Origin of the sequence: Thalassotalea castellviae, assembly GCF_031846185.1 — a bacterium.
Classification (GTDB): Bacteria; Pseudomonadota; Gammaproteobacteria; order Enterobacterales; family Alteromonadaceae; genus Thalassotalea_H; species Thalassotalea_H castellviae.
In genome coordinates, this window is sequence record NZ_JAVRIF010000001.1 from 121,860 (window position 1) to 142,951 (window position 21,092).

The 21,092-nt window shown below is 37.3% G+C and carries 19 protein-coding genes; 5 read left to right on the forward strand and 14 right to left on the reverse strand.

From position 1 onward, the window contains the following. Positions 1–7 precede the first annotated feature (7 nt). Together uvrY and RM573_RS00545 are read right to left on the reverse strand one after the other, a co-directional pair. The gene (gene uvrY, locus RM573_RS00540) at positions 8–652 is read right to left on the reverse strand and encodes a UvrY/SirA/GacA family response regulator transcription factor (RefSeq protein ID WP_303451942.1); all 645 of its coding nucleotides are present in this window, start codon (positions 650–652) and stop codon (positions 8–10) included. A gap of 140 nt (positions 653–792) precedes the next feature. Continuing rightward, positions 793–1,065: a hypothetical protein gene (locus tag RM573_RS00545; protein ID WP_311575663.1), complete on the reverse strand. Its 273-nt coding sequence runs from the start codon at positions 1,063–1,065 to the stop codon at positions 793–795. Between the two features lie 155 nt (positions 1,066–1,220). Between RM573_RS00545 and fabA the strand changes: the two genes are divergently transcribed. After that, positions 1,221–1,736 (forward strand): bifunctional 3-hydroxydecanoyl-ACP dehydratase/trans-2-decenoyl-ACP isomerase, encoded by a 516-nt coding sequence (gene fabA, locus RM573_RS00550; RefSeq protein WP_303451946.1) that lies wholly within the window; start codon positions 1,221–1,223, stop codon positions 1,734–1,736. Positions 1,737–1,853: 117 nt separating this feature from the next. Here the strand turns inward: fabA and RM573_RS00555 are convergent, their stop codons facing one another. From RM573_RS00555 to zwf, 5 genes are read right to left on the reverse strand one after another with little or no spacing between them, the layout of a single operon-like run. Further along, on the reverse strand, positions 1,854–2,504 hold the full coding sequence (locus tag RM573_RS00555) for a bifunctional 4-hydroxy-2-oxoglutarate aldolase/2-dehydro-3-deoxy-phosphogluconate aldolase (protein WP_311575667.1): 651 nt from the start codon (positions 2,502–2,504) through the stop codon (positions 1,854–1,856). A gap of 9 nt (positions 2,505–2,513) precedes the next feature. Beyond that, complete coding sequence (locus tag RM573_RS00560; protein WP_311575669.1) at positions 2,514–3,488, reverse strand: glucokinase; 975 nt, start codon at positions 3,486–3,488, stop codon at positions 2,514–2,516. Positions 3,489–3,506: 18 nt separating this feature from the next. Further along, positions 3,507–5,324 carry a phosphogluconate dehydratase gene (gene edd, locus RM573_RS00565; protein ID WP_311577378.1) on the reverse strand — a complete coding sequence of 606 codons (1,818 nt, stop codon included), beginning with the start codon at positions 5,322–5,324 and terminating at the stop codon, positions 3,507–3,509. 27 nt (positions 5,325–5,351) lie between these two features. Next, positions 5,352–6,041: a 6-phosphogluconolactonase gene (gene pgl / locus RM573_RS00570; RefSeq protein ID WP_311575672.1), complete on the reverse strand. Its 690-nt coding sequence runs from the start codon at positions 6,039–6,041 to the stop codon at positions 5,352–5,354. Continuing rightward, a complete protein-coding gene (gene zwf, locus RM573_RS00575; protein WP_311575675.1) occupies positions 6,041–7,510 on the reverse strand; it encodes a glucose-6-phosphate dehydrogenase in 1,470 nt (489 codons plus the stop codon). The genes pgl and zwf overlap by 1 nt, the downstream gene beginning before the upstream one ends. A gap of 293 nt (positions 7,511–7,803) precedes the next feature. Here zwf and RM573_RS00580 point away from each other — a divergent pair, with 293 nt between their 5' ends. The 3 genes from RM573_RS00580 to RM573_RS00590 all read left to right on the forward strand — a co-directional run bounded on the left by RM573_RS00580 (position 7,804) and on the right by RM573_RS00590 (position 11,329). Continuing rightward, positions 7,804–8,655 carry a MurR/RpiR family transcriptional regulator gene (locus tag RM573_RS00580; RefSeq protein WP_311577381.1) on the forward strand — a complete coding sequence of 284 codons (852 nt, stop codon included), beginning with the start codon at positions 7,804–7,806 and terminating at the stop codon, positions 8,653–8,655. A 35-nt stretch (positions 8,656–8,690) separates the two neighbouring features. Beyond that, positions 8,691–10,142, forward strand: coding sequence for a pyruvate kinase (gene pyk, locus RM573_RS00585; protein WP_311575677.1), 1,452 nt, complete (start codon positions 8,691–8,693; stop codon positions 10,140–10,142). 173 nt (positions 10,143–10,315) lie between these two features. Further along, complete coding sequence (locus tag RM573_RS00590) at positions 10,316–11,329, forward strand: 6-phosphofructokinase (RefSeq protein ID WP_311575679.1); 1,014 nt, start codon at positions 10,316–10,318, stop codon at positions 11,327–11,329. Positions 11,330–11,353: 24 nt separating this feature from the next. Here RM573_RS00590 and RM573_RS00595 read toward each other — a convergent pair whose 3' ends face one another. The 6 genes from RM573_RS00595 to RM573_RS00620 form a co-directional block, all read right to left on the reverse strand. Then, complete coding sequence (locus tag RM573_RS00595; protein WP_311575683.1) at positions 11,354–12,178, reverse strand: LytR/AlgR family response regulator transcription factor; 825 nt, start codon at positions 12,176–12,178, stop codon at positions 11,354–11,356. Then, positions 12,175–13,248, reverse strand: coding sequence for a sensor histidine kinase (locus RM573_RS00600; protein ID WP_311575688.1), 1,074 nt, complete (start codon positions 13,246–13,248; stop codon positions 12,175–12,177). The genes RM573_RS00595 and RM573_RS00600 overlap by 4 nt, the downstream gene beginning before the upstream one ends. 175 nt (positions 13,249–13,423) lie before the next feature. Beyond that, entirely contained in the window at positions 13,424–13,774 is a 351-nt protein-coding gene (gene hinT / locus RM573_RS00605; RefSeq protein ID WP_311577384.1) for a purine nucleoside phosphoramidase, read from the reverse strand. A 23-nt stretch (positions 13,775–13,797) separates the two neighbouring features. Further along, positions 13,798–16,893 carry an efflux RND transporter permease subunit gene (locus tag RM573_RS00610; RefSeq protein ID WP_311575691.1) on the reverse strand — a complete coding sequence of 1,032 codons (3,096 nt, stop codon included), beginning with the start codon at positions 16,891–16,893 and terminating at the stop codon, positions 13,798–13,800. Beyond that, positions 16,890–18,176, reverse strand: coding sequence for an efflux RND transporter periplasmic adaptor subunit (locus tag RM573_RS00615; protein ID WP_311575694.1), 1,287 nt, complete (start codon positions 18,174–18,176; stop codon positions 16,890–16,892). Before RM573_RS00615 ends, RM573_RS00610 begins: the two co-directional genes overlap by 4 nt. A 6-nt stretch (positions 18,177–18,182) precedes the next feature. After that, entirely contained in the window at positions 18,183–19,658 is a 1,476-nt protein-coding gene (locus RM573_RS00620; RefSeq protein WP_311575697.1) for an efflux transporter outer membrane subunit, read from the reverse strand. A gap of 220 nt (positions 19,659–19,878) precedes the next feature. On the opposite strand from RM573_RS00620, the gene RM573_RS00625 reads away from it, so the two are divergent. Next, the gene (locus tag RM573_RS00625) at positions 19,879–20,502 is read left to right on the forward strand and encodes a LysE family translocator (protein WP_311575700.1); all 624 of its coding nucleotides are present in this window, start codon (positions 19,879–19,881) and stop codon (positions 20,500–20,502) included. A gap of 96 nt (positions 20,503–20,598) precedes the next feature. On the opposite strand, the gene RM573_RS00630 is transcribed toward RM573_RS00625, so the two are convergent. Next, positions 20,599–21,045, reverse strand: coding sequence for a hypothetical protein (locus tag RM573_RS00630; RefSeq protein WP_311575704.1), 447 nt, complete (start codon positions 21,043–21,045; stop codon positions 20,599–20,601). Positions 21,046–21,092: the final 47 nt, after the last annotated feature.

The window sequence follows — 21,092 nt, forward strand, 5'->3', positions numbered from 1 at the left end:
CTATCGGTTATAGCTTTTCAGTTTTTAACATACCGTGGCGAATAGCCAAATGTGTTAATTCAACATCATTACCGACATTGAGTTTTTCAAACATACGGTAACGATAGCTGTTAATAGTTTTTGTACTTAACATCAATTGTTCAGAGATATTAGGTACTTTTTCACCACGGGTTATCATCAACATGATTTGTAATTCACGTTCAGACAAAATATTGAAAGGATTTTCTTCAGCCGATTTAAACTGGTTCAATGCCATTTTCTGGGCGATTTCTGGGGTAATATATCGTTGACCACTATTAACCGCACGAATCGCATTAACCATTTCATCAGGGCCTGCACCTTTAGTTAAATAACCTGCGGCGCCTATTTGCATAACTTTCGTTGGAATAGGATCTTCACAATAAACGGTTAAAACAATCACTTTTACATCGGGTGCATAACGAATAATTTTTTTAGTTGCTTCTAAACCACCAATACCTGGCATGTTCATATCCATTAATACCACATCGGGCTCAGTTTTTCGGCAAAACTGAACAGCCTCTTCGCCTGTTTGAGTTTCCCCTATAACCTTAAGTCCTTTCACTTCATCCAGTATTTTTCTAATACCGGTACGAACTAACTCATGATCATCAACTAGTAAAACATTAATCAACGGAGAATCACCTTATTATTTTTGTCAAATGGTCTAAAGACTATCGCTTAACCATTGAGTATAGCGATTAATCTTTTAAAAAAATATTACTTATTTTATTAATCTTACAAAGGAATATGTAAATAGTTGTTACAAACTATTTAAAGTTTATTTTTTGTCAACCAACTGTTCAATAATCCTACTTGACCATTTTTATACGCTGCATAGGTTAACCTTACCGCATTACTTAAGATCACACTGTCATTCCAACCGGTTTGTTCAGATATTAAACGATAGCATTCTTTTGCTTCTGGCGATAAGTAGCCTCTCATTTCTTGTTTACCACGTTCTTTTTGTCTCTCTCGATAGCGTTTTTGTTTTTCGGCATTGGTTAATGCTTTTTTATCTTTTGATTTCAGATTGTTATCATTCATAAATCAGGTGTTTATCTTAGTTATGCGTTACCATATTTTACTGAAATTATGATATATGACAAATAAATTTATAAAAAACCACTGTTCGGAGTTGTTTAGTGTACAAGTGTTCGCTAAAGTAGCGCCTTTAAAAATCAAAGAGTAAAATCATTCCCATGACACAAAAAAATTCGTTTTCAAAAGAAGATCTGATCTTAGCCGGTACCACTGATTTTTTCGGTGAAGGCAACAGTAAATTACCTTCTGATAATATGTTAATGATGGATAGAATCAACCTCATAACAGAAGAAGGCGGTTTATTTGATAAAGGTGAAATTATCGCTGAATTAGATATCACCCCTGATCTTTGGTTTTTCGATTGTCACTTCAAAGGTGACCCAGTAATGCCTGGTTGTTTAGGTTTAGATGCCATGTGGCAACTTGTTGGTTTTTACCTTGCTTGGGCAGGTGGACCAGGTCGTGGACGTGCGCTAGGTGTAGGTGAAGTTAAATTTACCGGACAAGTGCTACCAACGGCGAAAAAAGTCACGTATAAAATTGATTTAAAACGTGTCATTAAACGTAAGTTATTTATGGGCATAGCTGATGGCACGGTAAGTGTAGATGGCAAAGAAATATATGTTGCTAAAGATTTAAAAGTTGGATTATTTGCTGACACATCGGCTTTTTAATTTTTTAGATAACTCAGCTTTACTTTAAAATAATAAAAAACGCTAATGACTTACGTTATTAGCGTTTTTTTTTAAGATAAGCGTTATTAAACCTTGTTAATAACGCTAGTCTTATATTTAGCCTTTTACATGCGCTAAGGCTTGTTTGGCTAGTTCTGTAATCTGCTTCCAGTTCTTCTGTGCGATAATTTCATCTGAGACTAACCAAGAGCCACCACAACAGGCAACATTAGGTAAAGCTAAATAATTATTGATGTTGTTGATATTAATCCCGCCCGTTGGGCAAAAACGAATATCGGCAAATGGACCACCAATAGATTTAATGGCATTTACGCCACCAGAAGCCTCGGCAGGGAAAAATTTAAAATGATCATAGCCATAATCTATCCCATCCATTAATTCAGAAATGGAAGAAATCCCAGGCACTAACGCAATTTCACCTTCATTACCCGCTTGTAATAAATCTTTAGTTAAGCCAGGACTAATGGCAAATTTTGCGCCGGCATCAACAGAGCGTTGCAGCATTTCACGATTAGTTACCGTGCCAGAGCCAACAATGGCTTCAGGTAAAGCTTTCGCAATAGTGCTGATCACATCTAAAGCCGCCGGTGTTCTTAAAGTTACTTCAAGTACTTTGATATCCGCTTCAAGTAAAGCTTCAGCGATCGGTAACGCATCTTCTACATCCTTAATCACTAAAACAGGAACTACAGGTCCCATGGCGAAAAGGTCTTTTGGCGCTATTTGCCAATTTTTTGGTGAGGTCATAATTCCTAGTTATCCTTTGTTTTGAAGGTTGTGTTGTCGAAGGTATGCGGAAGCGCCCAAAATACCAGGCTGCGATTCTGTGATCACAAATGTCGGGATTGTTTGGTTAAACGTTATCCGACCTTTACTTTCGAAACGACTTCTAAATTCACTTTGTTTTAAATAATCAATAAATCGTGGCACGATACCGCCGGCAATATATACACCGCCAAAACTGGCTAGTGTTAACGATAAATTACCAGCAAAACTGCCTAAAATTTTACAAAACTGTGCCAATGTTTTTTCGCACAGTTGACATGTATTCGATAGCGCTTTTTCTGAAATATCTTGAGCAGACAATATTGGTTGTTCAGCTTGTTCAATATGATTTAACGCTTGATAAATTTGCTCTAAACCTAAACCAGATAACAATTGTTCATAGGAAACGTGCTGGTACTGGTTTAATAAATACTCAAGGATTTTGATTTCTGTTTGATCAATCGGGGCAAAATCAACATGTCCACCTTCTCCACCGAGTGCTTGCCATTGACCTTCCGCTAAAGGTACAACGTTTGCTACACCAAGGCCCGTACCTGGTCCACAAATGGAAATAGGCTTACCATCAACAACTTCACCGCCACCAATTTGCACTTTTTGTTCCTTATTGAGATAAGGTACAGCATGCGCGATTGCCGTATAGTCGTTGATCAATAAAAGTTTGTTCAGTGATAACTCTTCTTTCAAGGCTTTTTGAGAGAATGTCCACGGTAAATTGGTCATCGAAATCAGATCATTTTCCACAGGACAAGCAATGGCTAAACAGGCATTAATCGTTTTCTCAGCTAAGTTTTCTTCGTCTATATAAGTACGGATAACCTCTGATAAACTTTGATAATTACCACATTGATATACTTTCAGTGCAGTGACCGCCGCCCCATGTTCAAAAGTGCCCAATCGGATATTAGTGCCACCAATATCCGCAACTAAGTTTATTATTTGACTCATCTTTAATGCCCGCGAAGGTTATTCATCATCAAAAAGTGAACAAGCACCAGTTTCAGCGGTACTTAAATTACGACGCATTGCGCCAAATAACTCACGGCCCATACCTAAATGGTGATTATTTTTTTGGAATTGTGCACATTGACGTTGACTTAACTCGGCTTCATCAACAAGTAAGTTCAACTCACCAGTTTTACAATTCAGTTCAATAATATCGCCAGTATTAATTTTAGAGATAATGCCGCCATCTAATGCCTCTGGGCAAAGATGTATTGCTGCTGGCACACGACCTGAAGCACCCGACATTCGTCCATCAGTGACTAATGCTACTTTATGTCCATTTGCTTGTAATACACCAAGCGGTGGCGTCAATTTATGTAACTCTGGCATGCCTCGGGCTTTAGGGCCTTGGAAACGAACCACGGCAACAAAATCTTTATTTAATTCACCGGCTTTGAACGCTGCGTCGATTTCATGTTGGTCTTCAAAGACAATCGCAGGAGCTTTGATCACAACATCATCAACGGGCATAGATGAAGTTTTAATGACCGACGTACCAATATTGCCTTTAAGCGTTAATAAACCACCATGTTTACTGAAAGGTTTCTCAAAGGTAGCTATCACTTCTGGATCACCTGATACTTTAGGAATATCAACCCAGACTAATTTGCCATCTTCTAACGTTGGTTTTTGAGTATATCGGCTAAGTCCTCTACCACAAATCGTTTCTACGTCTTCGTGAATTAAACCGGCATCAATTAATTCTTTAAATAATAATGCCATGCCACCTGCTTCTTGGAAGTGGTTTACATCCGCATGACCATTAGGATAAATACGGGTTAATAATGGTACAACTTCAGATAAATCATGGAAATCATGGAAATTAATGATAATTCCCGCGGCTTTGGCAAACGCAATAATATGCATGATCAAGTTTGTTGAACCACCAGTGGCTAATAAAGCAACAATAGCATTAACAATTGATCGTTCATCAACCATTCGGCCAATCGGCATATAATTACCAGATTGTTGAGTAATACGAGTTACTTGACGTGACGCAGCTTTGGTTAATTCCTTACGCAGCACAGTGTTAGGTTGTACAAACGAAGCACCGGGTAAATGCAATCCCATAAATTCAACCACTAGTTGATTGGAGTTCGCCGTACCAAAGAAAGTACAAGTGCCTGGTGCATGATAAGAAGCAGATTCGGCTTCTAATAATTTATCTTTCCCTATTTCGCCTTTCGCGTATTGCTGACGAACGCGGGCTTTTTCTTTATTTGGAATACCTGAAGGCATTGGTCCTGCTGGTATAAAAACAATTGGCAGATGTCCAAATGACATACTAGCGATTAATAAACCTGGGACAATTTTGTCACAGATACCAAGCATTACCGCACCGTCAAACATATTATGTGATAACGCGACAGCCGTAGACATCGCAATCACATCACGACTCATTAAGCTAAGATCCATACCATCTTGACCCTGCGTGACACCGTCACACATTGCCGGGACACCACCAGCAAACTGGGCAATACCACCGGTTTCTTTTACAGCTTCTTTAATAATAACAGGATATGTTTCATAAGGCTGATGCGCAGAAAGCATTTCATTATAGGCGGAAACAATCGCAATATCCGAATGGTTGACGCCACGTAAAATTGCTTTATCTTCTTTACCACACGCTGCAAAACCATGCGCTAAGTTGCCACAAGCTAAATTAGCACGATGAACGGTTTCTGATTTGGCTGCTTCAATTCGGTTCAAATAAGCAGAACGTGTTGGCTTACTACGTTCGATAATACGATTAGTAATATCGATTATTTCTTTTTTCACAGGTACTTCTGTTGAATGACTCATAATTTACTCCGCCCAATACACATTGGTATTAATTTCAGGGTCTTGTAAAAATGCCCTAATTGGCATTTGTTTAATATCTGTTTCTGCTAATGCGCTATTAAGCACAGCTTTTTTATTTGCACTACTAATATGAAGAAAAACATTTTTACTGTTTTTTAACGCAGCAAAACTGAAGGATATTCTGTCGTGAGGCGCTGTTTTAGGACTGACTTTTAGCAATGGAGATTGAGTCGTAAAACAATCATCAATTTCGTCACTACAAGGAAATAAAGACGCGGTATGACCATCTTCACCCATGCCTAAAATCAAAACATCTAACGGCAACAATGCAGAATTTGCCGCTAAATTCAGATCGGCTAACGTTTCTTCACAAAGCTCATCACCTTGTTTCAAATGAAAAAACTTAGCATTTACCGCATTGTTTTGTAATAAATTCTCATGAACTAAACGAGTATTGCTCGCATCACTTTCTATATTTACCCAACGTTCATCCGCTAAAGTAATAGTAATATCATTCCAAGGTAAATCTTTTTGTGATAACGCGGTAAAAAAACCTTTTGGTGTTGAACCACCAGAAACAGCAATGCTTGCTTTCCCTTTTGTCGCGACGGCTTTTGTTAAAATATCAGCAACTTTATCAGCAAGTTGAGAATCTAATTCTTCGCGTTTATCAAATTCATTTAATTGGTACATTATTCCACCCACTGTCTGTCATCACGTGCTATCAATGAGATAGAAGAAACAGGTCCCCATGAACCAGCAGCATAAGCTTTAGGCGCTTCATTCGTTGATTTCCATGCGTCTATAATACTGTCTGCCCACGTCCAAGCAGCTTCCACTTCGTCACGGCTAACAAATAATGATTGATTACCATTGATCACTTCTAACATTAAGCGCTCATAAGCATCTACCACTCGTTGATTTTCATACGTATCTGAAAAGCTCAAATCAAGTTTGTTCTCTTGAATATGCATTTGTGAGGCAATACCAGGTATTTTATTCATCATTTGCAATTCAACGCCTTCGTCTGGTTGTAAACGAATGGTCAATTTATTTGCTGGTAAATCTGCATGACTATCTTTAAAGATGTTATGTGCTTGTTCTTTAAAGTGAACGACAATTTCGCTATGTTTAGCAGGCATTCTTTTTCCTGTTCTTAAGTAAAAAGGAACACCGGCCCATCGCCAATTATCAATTTCGGCTTTAATTGCCACAAAAGTTTCAGTATTACTGCTCGTATTAGCACCTTCTTCATTTAAATAACCAGGTACAGGATTACCATTTAAATAACCGTCAGCATATTGCCCTCGCACAGTTTTATCTTTGACATTACTGCGATCAATAGGGACTAATGCTTTCACTGCTTTTAATTTTTCAGCACGGATACTTTCCGCACTTAAATCTGCTGGAGGCTCCATGGCTAATAAAGAAAGTATTTGTAATAGGTGATTTTGGATCATGTCACGCATTTGACCAGCATCATCGTAAAAACCCCAACGACCTTCAATACCAACACTTTCTGCTACCGTTATTTGTACATGATCAATACTGTTTCGATCCCAGTTATTGGTAAACAAAGAATTCGCAAAACGAAGCACTAATAAATTTAATACCGTTTCTTTACCTAAATAGTGATCAATTCGATAAATTTGATTTTCGTTGAAATAACGCGAAACTTGGTCATTAATCACTTTCGATGATTCTAAACAATGGCCAATGGGTTTTTCCATCACAACACGATCAGCAGGTGTAATTAAACCGGCTGCTTTTAAACCGTCAGAGATATCACCATAAATAGCAGGAGGCGTTGAAAAATAATAAACACGTGTTTTATGACCGTTCGCTAACGTATCCGCTAAATTTTTATAAGCTTTCGTGTCTTTAAAATCTAATTGCTGATAAACAAGGCGAGATTTGAAACGTTCAATAACGTCGTCATTTAATCCTTCTTTCACAAAATTGGTCAGGTTCTCCATGACAAACTCAGTAAAATCCTCAAGACTACTATCTTGTCTTGCTACAGCAACGATACGGCTTTCAGGATTTAACAAACCTACTTGATCAAGTTGATAAAGTGCTGGTAATAACTTTCGACGAGATAAATCACCAAGCGCACCAAAGAGTACAATTTCACTAGCAGACTGATAATCGGTGTTTTTCATAAGGGGTAACTCTCTAGTTTAAATAATTTAATTGTAACTAAACTACATTTGGCACTAATTTAGCGTTTGTTGGCAGTTCAGTAAAGAACTTTTTGTAACTTTACTACAAAATGATATTTCCCGATGTTTTAACGGCAATATTAACTAAAATTTCATGCTATACATTATTAAACATTTGCACAAAATTGCCATTATGTTTTATATTATTAAGAAAAATGAAAGAAATTTTCATTTTTTCTGTTTTATATTGAGAAAATTAATTACACTTAATAAAAATAACTATGGTGGTAATGATGAATATTTTAGAAAAAATAGCGAATGAATTAGACACATTCAGTAAATCAGAACGTAAAGTTGCTGAAGTGATTATGTCATCCCCTAACACAGTTATTCATGCAAGCATTGCTGCTTTAGCTAAACAAGCGAACATCAGTGAACCTACTGTTAACCGTTTTTGTCGAAGATTAGACACTAAAGGCTATCCAGATTTTAAATTACATTTAGCCCAAAGTTTGGCAAATGGTACTCCTTATGTAAACAGACACGTTGATGAAAATGACAGCGCCGATGAATATACCGCTAAAATTTTTGAATCGACCATGGCGAGTCTTGAATTAGCCCGCAAAAGTTTAGATACCAACACGATAAATCGTTCCGTTGACCTACTAACTCAAGCCAACAAAATCTCCTTCTTTGGTTTAGGTGCTTCCGCCGTAGTGGCGCATGATGCCTTAAATAAGTTTTTTCGTTTTAATGTTCCTGTTGTTTATTTTGATGACATATTAATGCAACGAATGAGTGCTATTAATAGTCAACAAGGAGATGTTGTTGTTGTTATCTCCCACACAGGAAGAACAAAGTCTTTAGTTGAAGTTGCTAGTTTAGCTAAAGAAAATGATGCTACCGTCATCGGTATCACAACAGAAGGTACACCACTAGCTAAAGAATGTAACATTGTCTTATCTGTCGATGTTGCTGAAGACACTGACTTATATATGCCAATGTCGTCTCGAATTGCTCAATTAGCACTTATTGATATTTTAGCAACAGGTTTCACCTTACGCCGTGGTACTAAATTTAGAGACAATTTGAAGAAAGTAAAAGATAGCTTAAGAAGCTCTCGTTTTGAAAGAAAAGAACCATAACTTATTATTAATTAGTTTTTAGACTAAGGATTAAAATGCCTAGAAGAACGAAAATTGTTGCGACTTTAGGTCCTGCAACAGAAGATAGAGAAACGTTAAAGAATGTGCTCGCTGCCGGTGTTAACGTTGTTCGCTTAAATTTTTCACACGGTACTGCTGAAGATCATATTCAACGAGCTAAAACAGTACGCGAAGTTGCCAATGAACTTGGTATATATGTAGGTATTTTAGGAGATTTACAAGGTCCTAAAATCCGTGTTTCCACGTTCAAAAATGGTCCGATCAAACTTGCCATTGGTGATAAATTTGAGTTAGATGCCACACTGCCAAAAGGCGAAGGTTGCCAGGAAAAAGTGGGTATAGACTATAAAAAATTACCTGAAGATGTTTCACAAGGCGATATTTTATTACTTGATGATGGACGTGTGCAGCTAAAGGTATTAAAAACAGTTGGCCCATCTGTTTTCACTGAAGTGACTGTTGGAGGTCCTTTATCAAACAATAAAGGCATAAACCGACAAGGTGGTGGTTTAACCGCCCCAGCTTTAACGGATAAAGATAAAGAAGATATTAAAACAGCAGCTAAAATCAATGTTGATTTTCTAGCGGTTTCTTTCCCACGTGATGCTGCAGATATGCGTGAAGCGCGTTTGTTAGCACAAGAAGCTGGCTGCGAAGCACAACTTGTTTCTAAAATAGAACGTGCTGAAGCCGTAAACGATGACAAAGTGTTAGATGACATTATTTTAGCGTCTGACGTTGTTATGGTAGCGCGTGGTGATTTAGGTGTTGAAATAGGCGATGCTGCGCTTGTTGGCAAACAAAAGCACATTATTGCTCGAAGTCGTAAATTAAATCGTGTCGTTATTACTGCCACCCAAATGATGGAAACCATGATTGAGCAACCAATGCCAACACGTGCTGAAGTGATGGATGTGGCAAACGCTGTACTTGATGGTACTGATGCTGTGATGTTGAGTGCTGAAACGGCTGCAGGTAAATACCCTGTTGAAACAGTCAAAGCCATGTCTGAAGTTTGTCTAGGCGCTGAAACTCATCGCTCTGTGAATACTTCAGGTCATCGTATGGACATAACTTTTACTGAAATTTCTGAAACCATTTCACTTTCAGCCATGTATGCAGCAAACCATTTAGACGGTGTGAAAGCGATTATTGCTTTAACTGAATCAGGGCATACCAGTAAATTAATGTCACGAATTACCTCAGGTTTACCGATTTATTCACTTTCACGTCACAATAAAACATTAAACAAGACGGCTATTTACCGTGGTGTTTATCCGGTTGAATTTGACTCAACGGAAAGCAGTAATGACGATTTAGCCAGAGACGTTTTAAAAGCTGTTATTGATAAATCAGATTTAGCTGTAGGAGATAAAGTAATATTTACTCACGGTGATCTGATGGAAACAGTTGGTGCAACGAACACTTTAAAAATTCTTAACGTCAAAAAAGAAAATCTTTCATAAATAAATTTTGAAAGAAATTTAAAAGGTAACTGTTTGATGAAATCAAGTAGTTACCTTTTTTGATCTTGCTCAATTCCATGTGTTTTTCACTACTATTCATATTTCTTATATTCCCAAAGCAGTATTTCAATGTTAGATTTTATCTAGGCACAAGCTAAAAAACACCAAAAAACATGACTAAAAATATAGCTATTTTAACCAGTGGTGGTGATGCACCTGGAATGAATGCGGCAATACGAGCAATAGTCTTAGCTGGACATCGATATCAATATAAAATTTTTGGTTTTTATCATGGCTATAATGGTTTGATCAATAATGAACTTAAACCATTAGCAATTAGTGACGTTGAAGGTGTTATCCATCGAGGTGGGACTCTTTTAAAAAGTGCTCGCTGTAAAGAAATGCGAAGTAAAACGGGCGTTAGTCAAGCAGTCAATGTGTTATTGAAAAATAAAATTGATGCGCTAATTGTTATTGGTGGCGATGGCTCTTTTAATGGTTTGTTAGCCATTCATGAACAATGGCAAGGTCAAGTCATTGGGATACCAGGTACCATAGATAACGATATCGACGGCACTGATTTTACCATAGGCTTTTCAACAGCCGTCGATACCGCCCTTTCCGCCATTGATAAAATACGGGATACTGCAGACGCATTTGAACGAGTGTTTTTAGTAGAGCTGATGGGAAGACAAAGTGGCCAGATAACATTCAATGTTGGAGTGTCTTGTGCTGCAGAAAAAGTCCTGTCTTTTGAAAATTTTAATATCCAGCAAGAACAAGAGACCTTAGAGCAAATTTCAACGCAAATTCAAACCGCCAAACAAGCAAAGCATAGCAGTTTTTTAATTGTGATTGCTGAAAACCTATGGCCAAATGGCAGTGAGGCGTTGGCGAAAAAATTAACAAGCATGACAGGAATAGATTGTACTTTGTGTACGTTAGGCTACATTCAACGAGGTGGCTCACCCGTGGCAAAAGATAGAATATTAGCGACAAAAATGGGGGTTTCAGCTATTCAGGCAATTTCACAAGGAAAAAGTAATATCATGGTGGGAGAACAAAATAATGCGATTTGTTTGATCCCATTAACCCAAGCCGTTGAACATAATAAAACCGTCAGCCCATTGCTTATCGATGCCCAAGAGAACATTTTAGCGTTATCAAAACAAACAGATGCTTATTAACTTGTTATAGTCTTCAATAAGTAGTTATTGCGTAACTGCTAATTTAACTTTGTCTTTATAACTTCTGCTGACTTTTAGTTCTTTGCCGTTATTCATCACTAAATAATATTCGCCATTTAACTGACTACAAAATTTATTAATGAAATGTTTATTTACTATGGTGGAACGATGGCTACGAATAAATTGTTTCGGATCTAAACTTTCTTCTAATTGCTTCATAGTTTTACGGAGTATGTGGGTATTTTCTTTGGTGTGAACACACATATAATCACCAGCAGCATCAATCCATAAAATATCTTTTACGGGCACCCTGCTTACTTCACCAGCATCTTTAATTGCTAAAACATCAGAATAATGTGAAATTGAAACAGGTTTATTTTGCGCTAAGTCGTTAAGAATATCAGCACAATCGTTTCCAGTGACATCACTCACCAGACGTACTAATTGCTCTTTATGCTGAGCATTTTCTTCACCAATTAACTTTTCTCTTATTTTATCAAGTGCTTGTGCAAGGCGGGTTTCATCAGCAGGTTTGAGTAGATAATCATGAGCATGAACATCAAACGCTTTAAGTGCATATTGATCAAATGCGGTAACGAAGACAACCATAGGTAATTCAAGACCTTGATCCGCGATTTCTTTTACGACTTCAAAACCGTCTAAACCCGGCATCTGAATATCTAAAAACATCAGATCAGGTTGATATGCTCGTACGGCTTCTATCGCTTCACGGCCATTACTACATTCTGTAATAATCTTTATATCTTTATGTTCTTGCAACCTTATCGCTAAGCCTTTTCTGGCAAGAGCTTCATCATCGACAATAATGGTGGATAAGATTTTACTCATTCTATAGTTCCAGTTTCATAAGGCATCCTGATGTTAACTTTAACACCGTTAGGCTCATTATTGGAAACAACTAATGAAAATTCATTACCATACAATGCTTGTAACCTTTCTCGGCTATTCGCTAAACCAACACCATGCTCACGAAATAAATTGCCATTTTTAATTTCCGCACCAGGACCATTATCGGTAAGTTCAATTAATAAATCTCGACCAAACTTAGAAACATTTACCGTAATTGCACCACCTTGTTCTTGAACGGCAATTGCATATTTAATAGAGTTTTCAGCCAGTGGCTGTAAAATCATGCTAGGCACTAATGCTTGTTGGCAATCTTTTGCGACATGAAAGTTTACTTGCAAACGCTCTTCAAAACGCACTTTTTCAATATCTAAATAGAGTTTTAACGCTTGAAGTTCACTCTCTAATGTCACTTTTTTCATCGGATCTTTATCAAGGGAATAGCGCAGAAACTCACTCAATTTAGTAACCATGGCATTAGCGGTGGTATTTTCTTTCACTAAAATTAGTGTAGAAATCGCATTGAGAGTATTAAAAAGAAAATGAGGATTCAGTTGGTAACGTAACATTTTCAATTGCGCTTGATGAGCGACCGTATTGGCTTGTAATACGTTTTGTCGTTCTTTTTGTAGCATTTGATAATACTTAGTTCCAAAGTATAAAACACTCCAACTCAACATAATTGAGAAAGAAAACAAACCATTACGTGTGTAATAAATAATATGCTCAGGCCGATATCCGTGTTTATAGATTTCCCAAAAATTAATATTTTGAACCACTTGCCATAATACCCCTGTGACCGCAGAGGTCACAATCACACTAGCGGCAATTTTTAATGGGCTATAATTCCAAACATAACGGTAGACATAACGCAGAGGTATACTGAACAACCAACCTGCGTAAGCATTAAGAAAGATGATAACGACAAAAATATCGCGTAAATCGTGAAGTAAAGAGCTTAGGTAATATACTAAAGCAAAACCAAACCAGCCTGCACTATGTACAAACCAGAATAATTTATTTTTGTCTTCAATAAATTTTGCCCACTTCACTCAGCACAACCTTTTTCGTTACTTTATGGTAAATTATGAATGACCTTACGGGGAACTGCACGACAATTAAACGTAACTTTTACACACTTTGTCTCATTTAAATGTTTACAAAGGTGTAAAAGTTAGTATTTCTCTTAACAGATTGATTTAGCGTCGTGAAAGGCTATTAAAAACCTTATTTATTTAGCATTTTCCCTAAAGGTTCTCCGCCTACTAAATGCAGATGAATATGATAAACCTCTTGTCCACCATGTTGATTACAATTCATGATCAATCGATATCCATCTTCTGCAATCCCTTCTTCTTTAGCGAGCTTTTTAGCAACAGTAAATAAGCGACCAAGGGCTAATTCATCTTGTTCTTCAACATCATTCACCGTTGGGATCAATTTATTGGGAATGATCAATATATGACTTTTAGCTTGAGGAGAAATATCTCGAAAAGCCGTCACTAAATCATCTTGATACAATAACGGTGTTGGTATCTCTTGTCTGATAATTTTAGAAAAAATGGTTTCTTCTGTAATGGTATTTTTATTCATATTAAACTCTATGATGCTGTCTGAAATTTTGATTTAGTAAGTTTAACAAACTCTTTCGCATCTTCTACCAATAAATAATTAACCGGCACAAGGACTAAGGTAATAAAGGTCGCGAAAATAATACCAAAGCCTAATGAAACCGCCATGGGGATCAAAAATTGTGCTTGGGTTGCTTTTTCAAATAATAATGGCATCAAACCAATAAAAGTTGTTAATGAGGTCAACATAACCGGCCTAAACCGTGAACGCCCAGCCACCAACACCGACTCCATTAATTCAGCGCCTTCGAGTCGTCTCTTGTTAATAAAATCAACCAATACAAGACTATCGTTTACCACAACACCAATCAGTGCCATCATGCCTAGCATACTCATAATGGTTAAATCCATCCCCATAATCCAATGACCAACAACTGCGCCTATTGCACCGAATGGGATCACCGACATAACAATAATCGGTTGAATATAAGATTTAAACGGGATCGCTAATAAACAATAAATAATAAAAAATATGAATATAAGACCTGTCGCCATACTACCGAACGATTCTCGCTGCTCTCTTGCTTCCCCTTCTAAAGTAAAGCTCACACCTGGATATTTACTCGTCAGTTCTTCTAAGTAAGGTTGTAATTCAGCGTTGAGCACTGTCATATTCGTGTTTTGTTTATCAATATCAGCGGTTACATTCACCGTTCGATAACGATCAATGCGATTAATCGCTGAGGGACTTTTACCTGGTTTTAACGTCGCGACATGGGACAAAGGCACCTTGCCGCCTTGAGGAGTACGAATTAACATATTACTTAAATTAGCAATTGATTTTCGCTCACTTAATGGAAACTTAAGCATCACTCGAACATCATCTCGACCGCGTTGAATACGTTGAATTTGAGAGCCAAAAAATGCATTTCTCACTTGTCTAGTGACAAAAGAGCTCGACATCCCCATGGCATGTCCTTGCTCGGTTAATTCAATCGTTAATTCTTCTTTACCATTTGATAAACTGTCAGATATTTCAAATACCGTTGGGTATTGAGTCAAACGTGTTTTCACTTGCTCAGCCACTTCTTTTAATGTCGCTAAATTGGTCGCTGAAAGTTGAATATCAATAGGATCACCTGCGCGACCTATTTCAGCTCTAAAAGTTAAGCTTTCTGCTCCGGGTAAATCACCAATCAATTCTCGCCATTCAGCCACTAATTGTCGAATATCAACCCCCGTTTCATTTTGGTCTGCGGGCAATATTTCAAAACGAACTCGGCCGGTTTCATTGCGAGTAATAGCCAAGGTATTTAAGATAACGCTGTTTCCTTGTTCATCACGATATTTGTCTTGCAATGTTTTTGCCGCATTTGACATTTTTTCCACATAACTATCAACTACATCATAACTTGTGCCTACCGGCATGGTTAAATTAGCACGAGCCGTTTCACTAGCAATTCGGGGAAAGAAGACAAACTTCGTCCAACCACTCGAGATAAAGGCAAAAATTAATATAAATATTCCGGCAAATAACGAGACGGTTGTTAAGCGGTTTTTCGTCGCAAGCGCTAGAATAGGTTGATAATATTTTAAAATCGCATTTTCAAAACCATCGGCAAAGCGTTGTTGCCAAGCACTAAATTTAGAAACTTTTGTTTTATCACTACGCAGTTTTAGATGTTTTAAATGCGACGGTAAAACAAACTTAGACTCGATTAATGAAAATAATAATACAGGGATTACGATGACTGGGATTTGCGCAAACATCGCGCCTCTTCGCCCTTCGATAAAAGCTAAAGGTAAAAATGCCGCCACTGTGGTTAAAATACCGAAAGTAACGGGCGCAGCAACTTCTTTTGTTCCCTCAATAGCCGCTTGTAAACTTGTTTTAGCCGTTTGAGTATGCCGATAAATATTCTCCCCGGTGACAATGGCATCATCAACGACAATCCCCAGCACTAAAATAAAACCAAACAAGCTCATGATATTAATAGAAATATCGAAAACAGGCATCATAACAAAGGCTCCCATAAAGCTTATAGGAATACCAATGAATACCCAAAAAGCGATAGAAGGCCTTAAAAATAAGGTTAATAATAATAAAACCAGAAACCCACCTTGCAAGGCGTTGGTTATTAAAGTATTTAAACGGCTTTTGACAATTTCTGAGTCATCATCCCAATAACCTAATTTAAAGCCTTTAGGTAAGGTGTCTTGTCGGTCATTAATATATTGTTTAACCGCATCCGCAACTTCAATTGCACTTTGATTACCAATCCTAAATACTTCAATTAACGCGCCTTGTTCACCGTTAAAACGAGCACGTAGTGGTTCTTCTTCAAAACCATCATTGACGATGGCAACATCGCTTAAATGTAAAAAAGTACCGTCTACGTGAGTTTTTATCACTATTTTTTCAAATTCATCACGTCGATATGCTTGGCCTTTACTACGTACTAAAATGTCACCACCTTCAGTACGTACGTTACCGGCAGACATATCGATAGAACTTGCTTGTACGGCATCAGAAATATCCGATAAAGTTAATTGATATTGCTGCAGTTTTTCTTGGCTAACCTCAATATTAATTTCATAGTTTCTAACTGCATCTAAACTGACTTGCGTAACTTGCGGTAAACTTAATAAATCATCACGTACTTGTTCAGCAAATTCACGTATTTCTTTTTCACCATAAATTGACGAAACAGTAACAGCCATAACATCACGTATCCGTTGCCTAATCGCAATAATCGGCTTTTCAGCATCGGCAGGAAAAGTATTAATCGCATCTACACGACTTTTCACATCAGATAACAGCTCTCGAACGTCATATCCCGAATCCGCTTCAATGCTAACCGATGCAGACCCTTCAACCGAGGTACTACTGATTTTTTCAATTCCTTCTAGGTCTTGCACTGCTTCTTCAATACGAATCGCGACACCTTGTTCAGTATCTTCAGGTGTTGCACCACGCAAACTCACTTGTACACTTACAATATCTGATTCAAATGAGGGGAAGACTTCTAATGGAATATTACCTTTCAATGAAAATAATCCCATTAACAAAATCGTTATCATTAATAAATTAGCGGCAACGTGATTACGAGCGAACCAAGCGATCATGATTTTGCTCCTTTTTCTTTATCATTGGGCTTTCTGGAAGGATGCTTCTTTTCTTGGCCATTTCTGCCCGGCTTTGCTTTTTTCTTGACGGTTTGTTTTTGACCATCAAAACTTGAAATAGCTACCGGAGTTCCTGAAGTAACTTGTCCAAGCGGCGTCATGACTAATAATTCATTAACGTTAAGGCCACTTTTAATAATGGCGACATCTTCATTTTGCCATTCAATTTCAATTTCTTTTCGTTCAAGCACACCGTCATTAACAATATACACATAGCTTCCTTGATAAATCGCTTTGTTTGCTACTGTGATAACATCATCAAGAACGCGACCTTTAATTTTAGCACTGACATACTGACCAATTTTAAGTGGTAAGCTTTGCATATTATTATCACCATAAGGGTCATCAATTTGCGCAACAACAAATAACTGTTGTGAGTTTTGATCAAAAGCCCCTTCTGTACGAACTACTTTACCAAACCAAGTATCACGCTGAGTAAGATCAGAATATATAGTAACGGCTGGTTGTTCATCTGGAGTTGCTTTTTTAAAGCGTTGATTTTCAGGCAGAACCATATAACGTAAGTCTTTATTTTTTAATGGCAAACGTATTTCAACATAGTCAACCGCGTAAATTTCAGCTAACTGAGTGCTTGGCGAAATTACCTGACCTAAATCAACATTTTTAGATAAGACTCTTCCTGTATAAGGAGCAACAATTTTACTGCGTTCTACTGCAAGCTCAGCTTTTTCAAGGCTCGCTTGCGCTGATAATACTTTAGCTTGTGCAGCAAGTAATTGTGGTTTTCTTAAGACTAAATCGGGTGCAGTATCACTATTACCGAGTCTTAACCAATCTTGTTTCGCTTGCTCAACACGTGCTTCTTCTTCACTTAACGCTTGTTTAGCACTATACAAATTTGCTTGTGATATTTTAACTTCTGACAAAAGGTCTCGATCATCAAGTTCTATTAACACATCACCTTTTTCGAAAAATTCACCCGCTTGAAAGTTTTTGCCAATGCTTATAATTTGCCCCGACACTTGTGGAAGTAGGATACTTTGCGTTCTTGGCCTAATCGTTCCATAACTTTCAATAACAACCGGATAAGATTCTTTCTTTAGTGTTTTCACATCAACACTAATTTGTGGTGCTGCACTCGGTTTACCTCGTTTTGCAGTCGGCGGATTACTGGTTATCACTTTTGCTAATAAAATAAAAACAACAATAATAACAACAGGAACAAGCTTTTTATTTTTAGACATAAGAGTTTGGATAGACATAATTGATTAATTAACCTGCTGATTGTTAACGAGTGTAGAAGTAGTTTGTGCGCTGTCATCCTTTGAAGATGATAAAGGTGAGCCACCAAGCGAAACAAACAAAGAGATACGATTTTGAAGCATTTGATTTGTTAATTGAATTAATGAATTTTGAGCGTCAAACGCCCTTCTTTGTGACTCTAATACTGTCGTGTAACTCACTAAACCACGCATATATTGATCAAAAGAAAGTTTCTCTGCTGTTAAAGCATTTTGCCCTGCTAACGTTAAATGTTGATAACGTTCCTTCAATGCCTTGCTATTTGCAATATAATTTTCAACATCAGCAAAGGCTTGATAAAGATCATTTAAGTAATATTGCTCTTGTTGTTGTACCGCAAGTCTTGCTTGTTCTTCAAGAGAGGCAAGTCGGCCACCATCAAACAAAGGTAACGTCAGGTTACCAATCAACGACCATGCGAGAGAGCCTCCATCAAGTAAGTTTTGTAGTTCATCAGAGCTATCACCGGTACTGGCAAATAGTGAAATTTTAGGGAAACGTTGCTTATGGGCAACCGCTAACCCTGCATCTAAGGCAAGTAATTGATACCAAGACGTTAATATGTCATGTCTTTGTGTTAAGAGCTGCGCAGGTGCGCCTAAAAATATCTCTTGATTTAATACAGGTAACTCCACGTTACTTATTAAATCACCATCAGGATACTCTCCAATCAACAGTTCAAGTTGGCGTTTAGCTGTAGATAATACTTGCTGCTGTTGTGCTACACGCGCCGCTTCCTGACTAACATCATTTTGAGTTAAATATACATCTAATGCTTCGTTAAGCCCTAAACGATACGAAGTTTGGATCATGTCTAAATTATTCGCTAAGTTTTTTGCTCTTTCTTGGTACAAGTTTAATAACTCTTGGGCAGAAATCACATCGAACCAAGCACTAGCCACCTCTGCAACTAAGGTGTTTTTTTGATGTTCATAAGTACTTTTAGCCGCGGCAAAATTCAATGTAGCTTGATTTTGTTGATCGGATAACTTTCCCCACAGATCGACTTCTAGACTTAATTCAAGCTCGACATCGGCACTATTTGTATACTGTACATCATCACTAGAAACTGTTTTACGCCTTGAATTCCCTTGGTTTAATGTCAGTTCAGGTAATCGACTTGCGCCGCTAGCCAAGGCTTTTTGTTCCGCCAATTCCATGGTGATTTTTTGAGTTTTAAGTGTCCGATTTTGTTTAATGGCTTGCTGAACAAGAGCAACTAATTGCGGATCGTTAAACGTGGTTATCCAATTAGCACTACTTTGTTTATTTTCATTTTCTCCTGACTTAATCGATTGCCAGTGTTGTGGATAAACAATATCGCTACTAGCGTCAGTTCTCCCAGATGTTGAAGTACAAGACACTAAAAATAAACTAACACTGCAAAGTGTAAATACAGTGGGTAAATTGAGTTTTTGTTTGTTGGTATTGCCGGTTTTCATGTTCACCATCAAATTTAGTTAATACAAAGTCGATCTTTATATAGGGTTCAAAGATTAATTTTAGCTCAGTTATACAACAAGTTTATTTACAAAGATTTACACTGCAATTCTAATCCGTTTAGACAGGTTGCTGTATAGGCAAGTTAAATAACATTTCTGTTGTTACTGACGGCAAATTTCGATTATTATCTTCGCCTTAAAAACACCTTAGGCATTTACCTTGATCGATATTGCATTAATTTCACTTTTTATTCCTACCTTTTTTCTCGTTAGTATTACCCCCGGAATGTGCATGACGTTGGCAATGACGTTAGGTATGTCTATCGGCGTCAAAAAAACAATGTGGATGATGTGGGGCGAGTTATTAGGTGTGGCATCTGTCGCAATTGCCTCGGTTGTGGGTATTTCCTCAATGATGCTAAAGGTACCGGTAGTATTTCACTGTCTCAAAATTATTGGAGCCCTATATTTATTTTATATTGGCTTTAATATGTGGCGTTCAAAAGGAAAACTTGCTTTAGCAGAACCCGTAACAAATACCTTACCGGTGAATAAGAAACATTTATTCAATCAAGGCTTTATCACGGCAATTGCCAACCCTAAGGGATGGGCATTTATGGTTTCATTACTACCGCCATTTATTAACAATAATTACGCGTTACCATCACAACTAACTGTTTTAGTTGCAATAATTATTGTATCAGAATTTATTTGCATGATGATATATGCAACTGGAGGTAGGTCTATCGCTCGAATATTAATACAAGAAGATAATGTTAAAATACTCAATAAAATCTCAGGAAGTTTAATGATCGCAGTGGCAATATGGTTAGTTTTAAGTTAAGTGTGAACTGTTCACTGAAATGAATTCGTTTTATATTTTGAAATATCACGCCACGTAAATCTCAAGGCGTTAAATCAAAGGAGTTAAACAAGACAACTAAGCTCGATAACTGGTAAAGTCGATAAATACTTGTTGCGCTTTATCAGGATTATCTTGCTCTGAAATGGTTAGCCACATACGCCAAATCATTTTTTTTTCTGCACAGCTACCTAACATGGTCGATGCGACAAAATTCCCTTGACCATCTTTTTCAAAAAATAACGGGATTTTCCCCATATACATTTCTTTTCCTTCTAAAAAACCGTTAATGAGAAATTTATCTTCAAGTGATTTAGCTTTAACAACTATATTAAATGTTTGTTCCGTAGTGACCCTTGCAACATTGAATAACACATCAAACCTAGTTTGCTCAATATAAACGTGACATTGACTTTGGCTTGATAAACATTGAGGAGCAATATAATTTACCGACTGTTTTTTAGGAGAACAGCCCATTAAAAGGAAGATTAAAACGAAAAATAATCCTCGCGTGGATTTAGACATATGAAAACACCAAGTGATAAAAGTTTGTATTTAAACATTCGTAAATA

Excerpts from the sequence above, each read along its gene's own strand:
- RM573_RS00545 (WP_311575663.1), bottom strand. The coding sequence starts at position 1,065 with ATGAATGATAACAATCTGAAATCAAAAGATAAAAAAGCATTAACCAAT.
- fabA (WP_303451946.1), top strand. The coding sequence starts at position 1,221 with ATGACACAAAAAAATTCGTTTTCAAAAGAAGATCTGATCTTAGCCGGT.
- RM573_RS00555 (WP_311575667.1), bottom strand. The coding sequence starts at position 2,504 with ATGACCTCACCAAAAAATTGGCAAATAGCGCCAAAAGACCTTTTCGCC.
- RM573_RS00560 (WP_311575669.1), bottom strand. The coding sequence starts at position 3,488 with ATGAGTCAAATAATAAACTTAGTTGCGGATATTGGTGGCACTAATATC.
- pgl (WP_311575672.1), bottom strand. The coding sequence starts at position 6,041 with ATGTACCAATTAAATGAATTTGATAAACGCGAAGAATTAGATTCTCAA.
- zwf (WP_311575675.1), bottom strand. The coding sequence starts at position 7,510 with ATGAAAAACACCGATTATCAGTCTGCTAGTGAAATTGTACTCTTTGGT.
- RM573_RS00580 (WP_311577381.1), top strand. The coding sequence starts at position 7,804 with ATGAATATTTTAGAAAAAATAGCGAATGAATTAGACACATTCAGTAAA.
- pyk (WP_311575677.1), top strand. The coding sequence starts at position 8,691 with ATGCCTAGAAGAACGAAAATTGTTGCGACTTTAGGTCCTGCAACAGAA.
- RM573_RS00590 (WP_311575679.1), top strand. The coding sequence starts at position 10,316 with ATGACTAAAAATATAGCTATTTTAACCAGTGGTGGTGATGCACCTGGA.
- RM573_RS00595 (WP_311575683.1), bottom strand. The coding sequence starts at position 12,178 with ATGAGTAAAATCTTATCCACCATTATTGTCGATGATGAAGCTCTTGCC.
- RM573_RS00610 (WP_311575691.1), bottom strand. The coding sequence starts at position 16,893 with ATGATCGCTTGGTTCGCTCGTAATCACGTTGCCGCTAATTTATTAATG.
- RM573_RS00615 (WP_311575694.1), bottom strand. The coding sequence starts at position 18,176 with ATGTCTATCCAAACTCTTATGTCTAAAAATAAAAAGCTTGTTCCTGTT.
- RM573_RS00620 (WP_311575697.1), bottom strand. The coding sequence starts at position 19,658 with ATGAAAACCGGCAATACCAACAAACAAAAACTCAATTTACCCACTGTA.
- RM573_RS00630 (WP_311575704.1), bottom strand. The coding sequence starts at position 21,045 with ATGTCTAAATCCACGCGAGGATTATTTTTCGTTTTAATCTTCCTTTTA.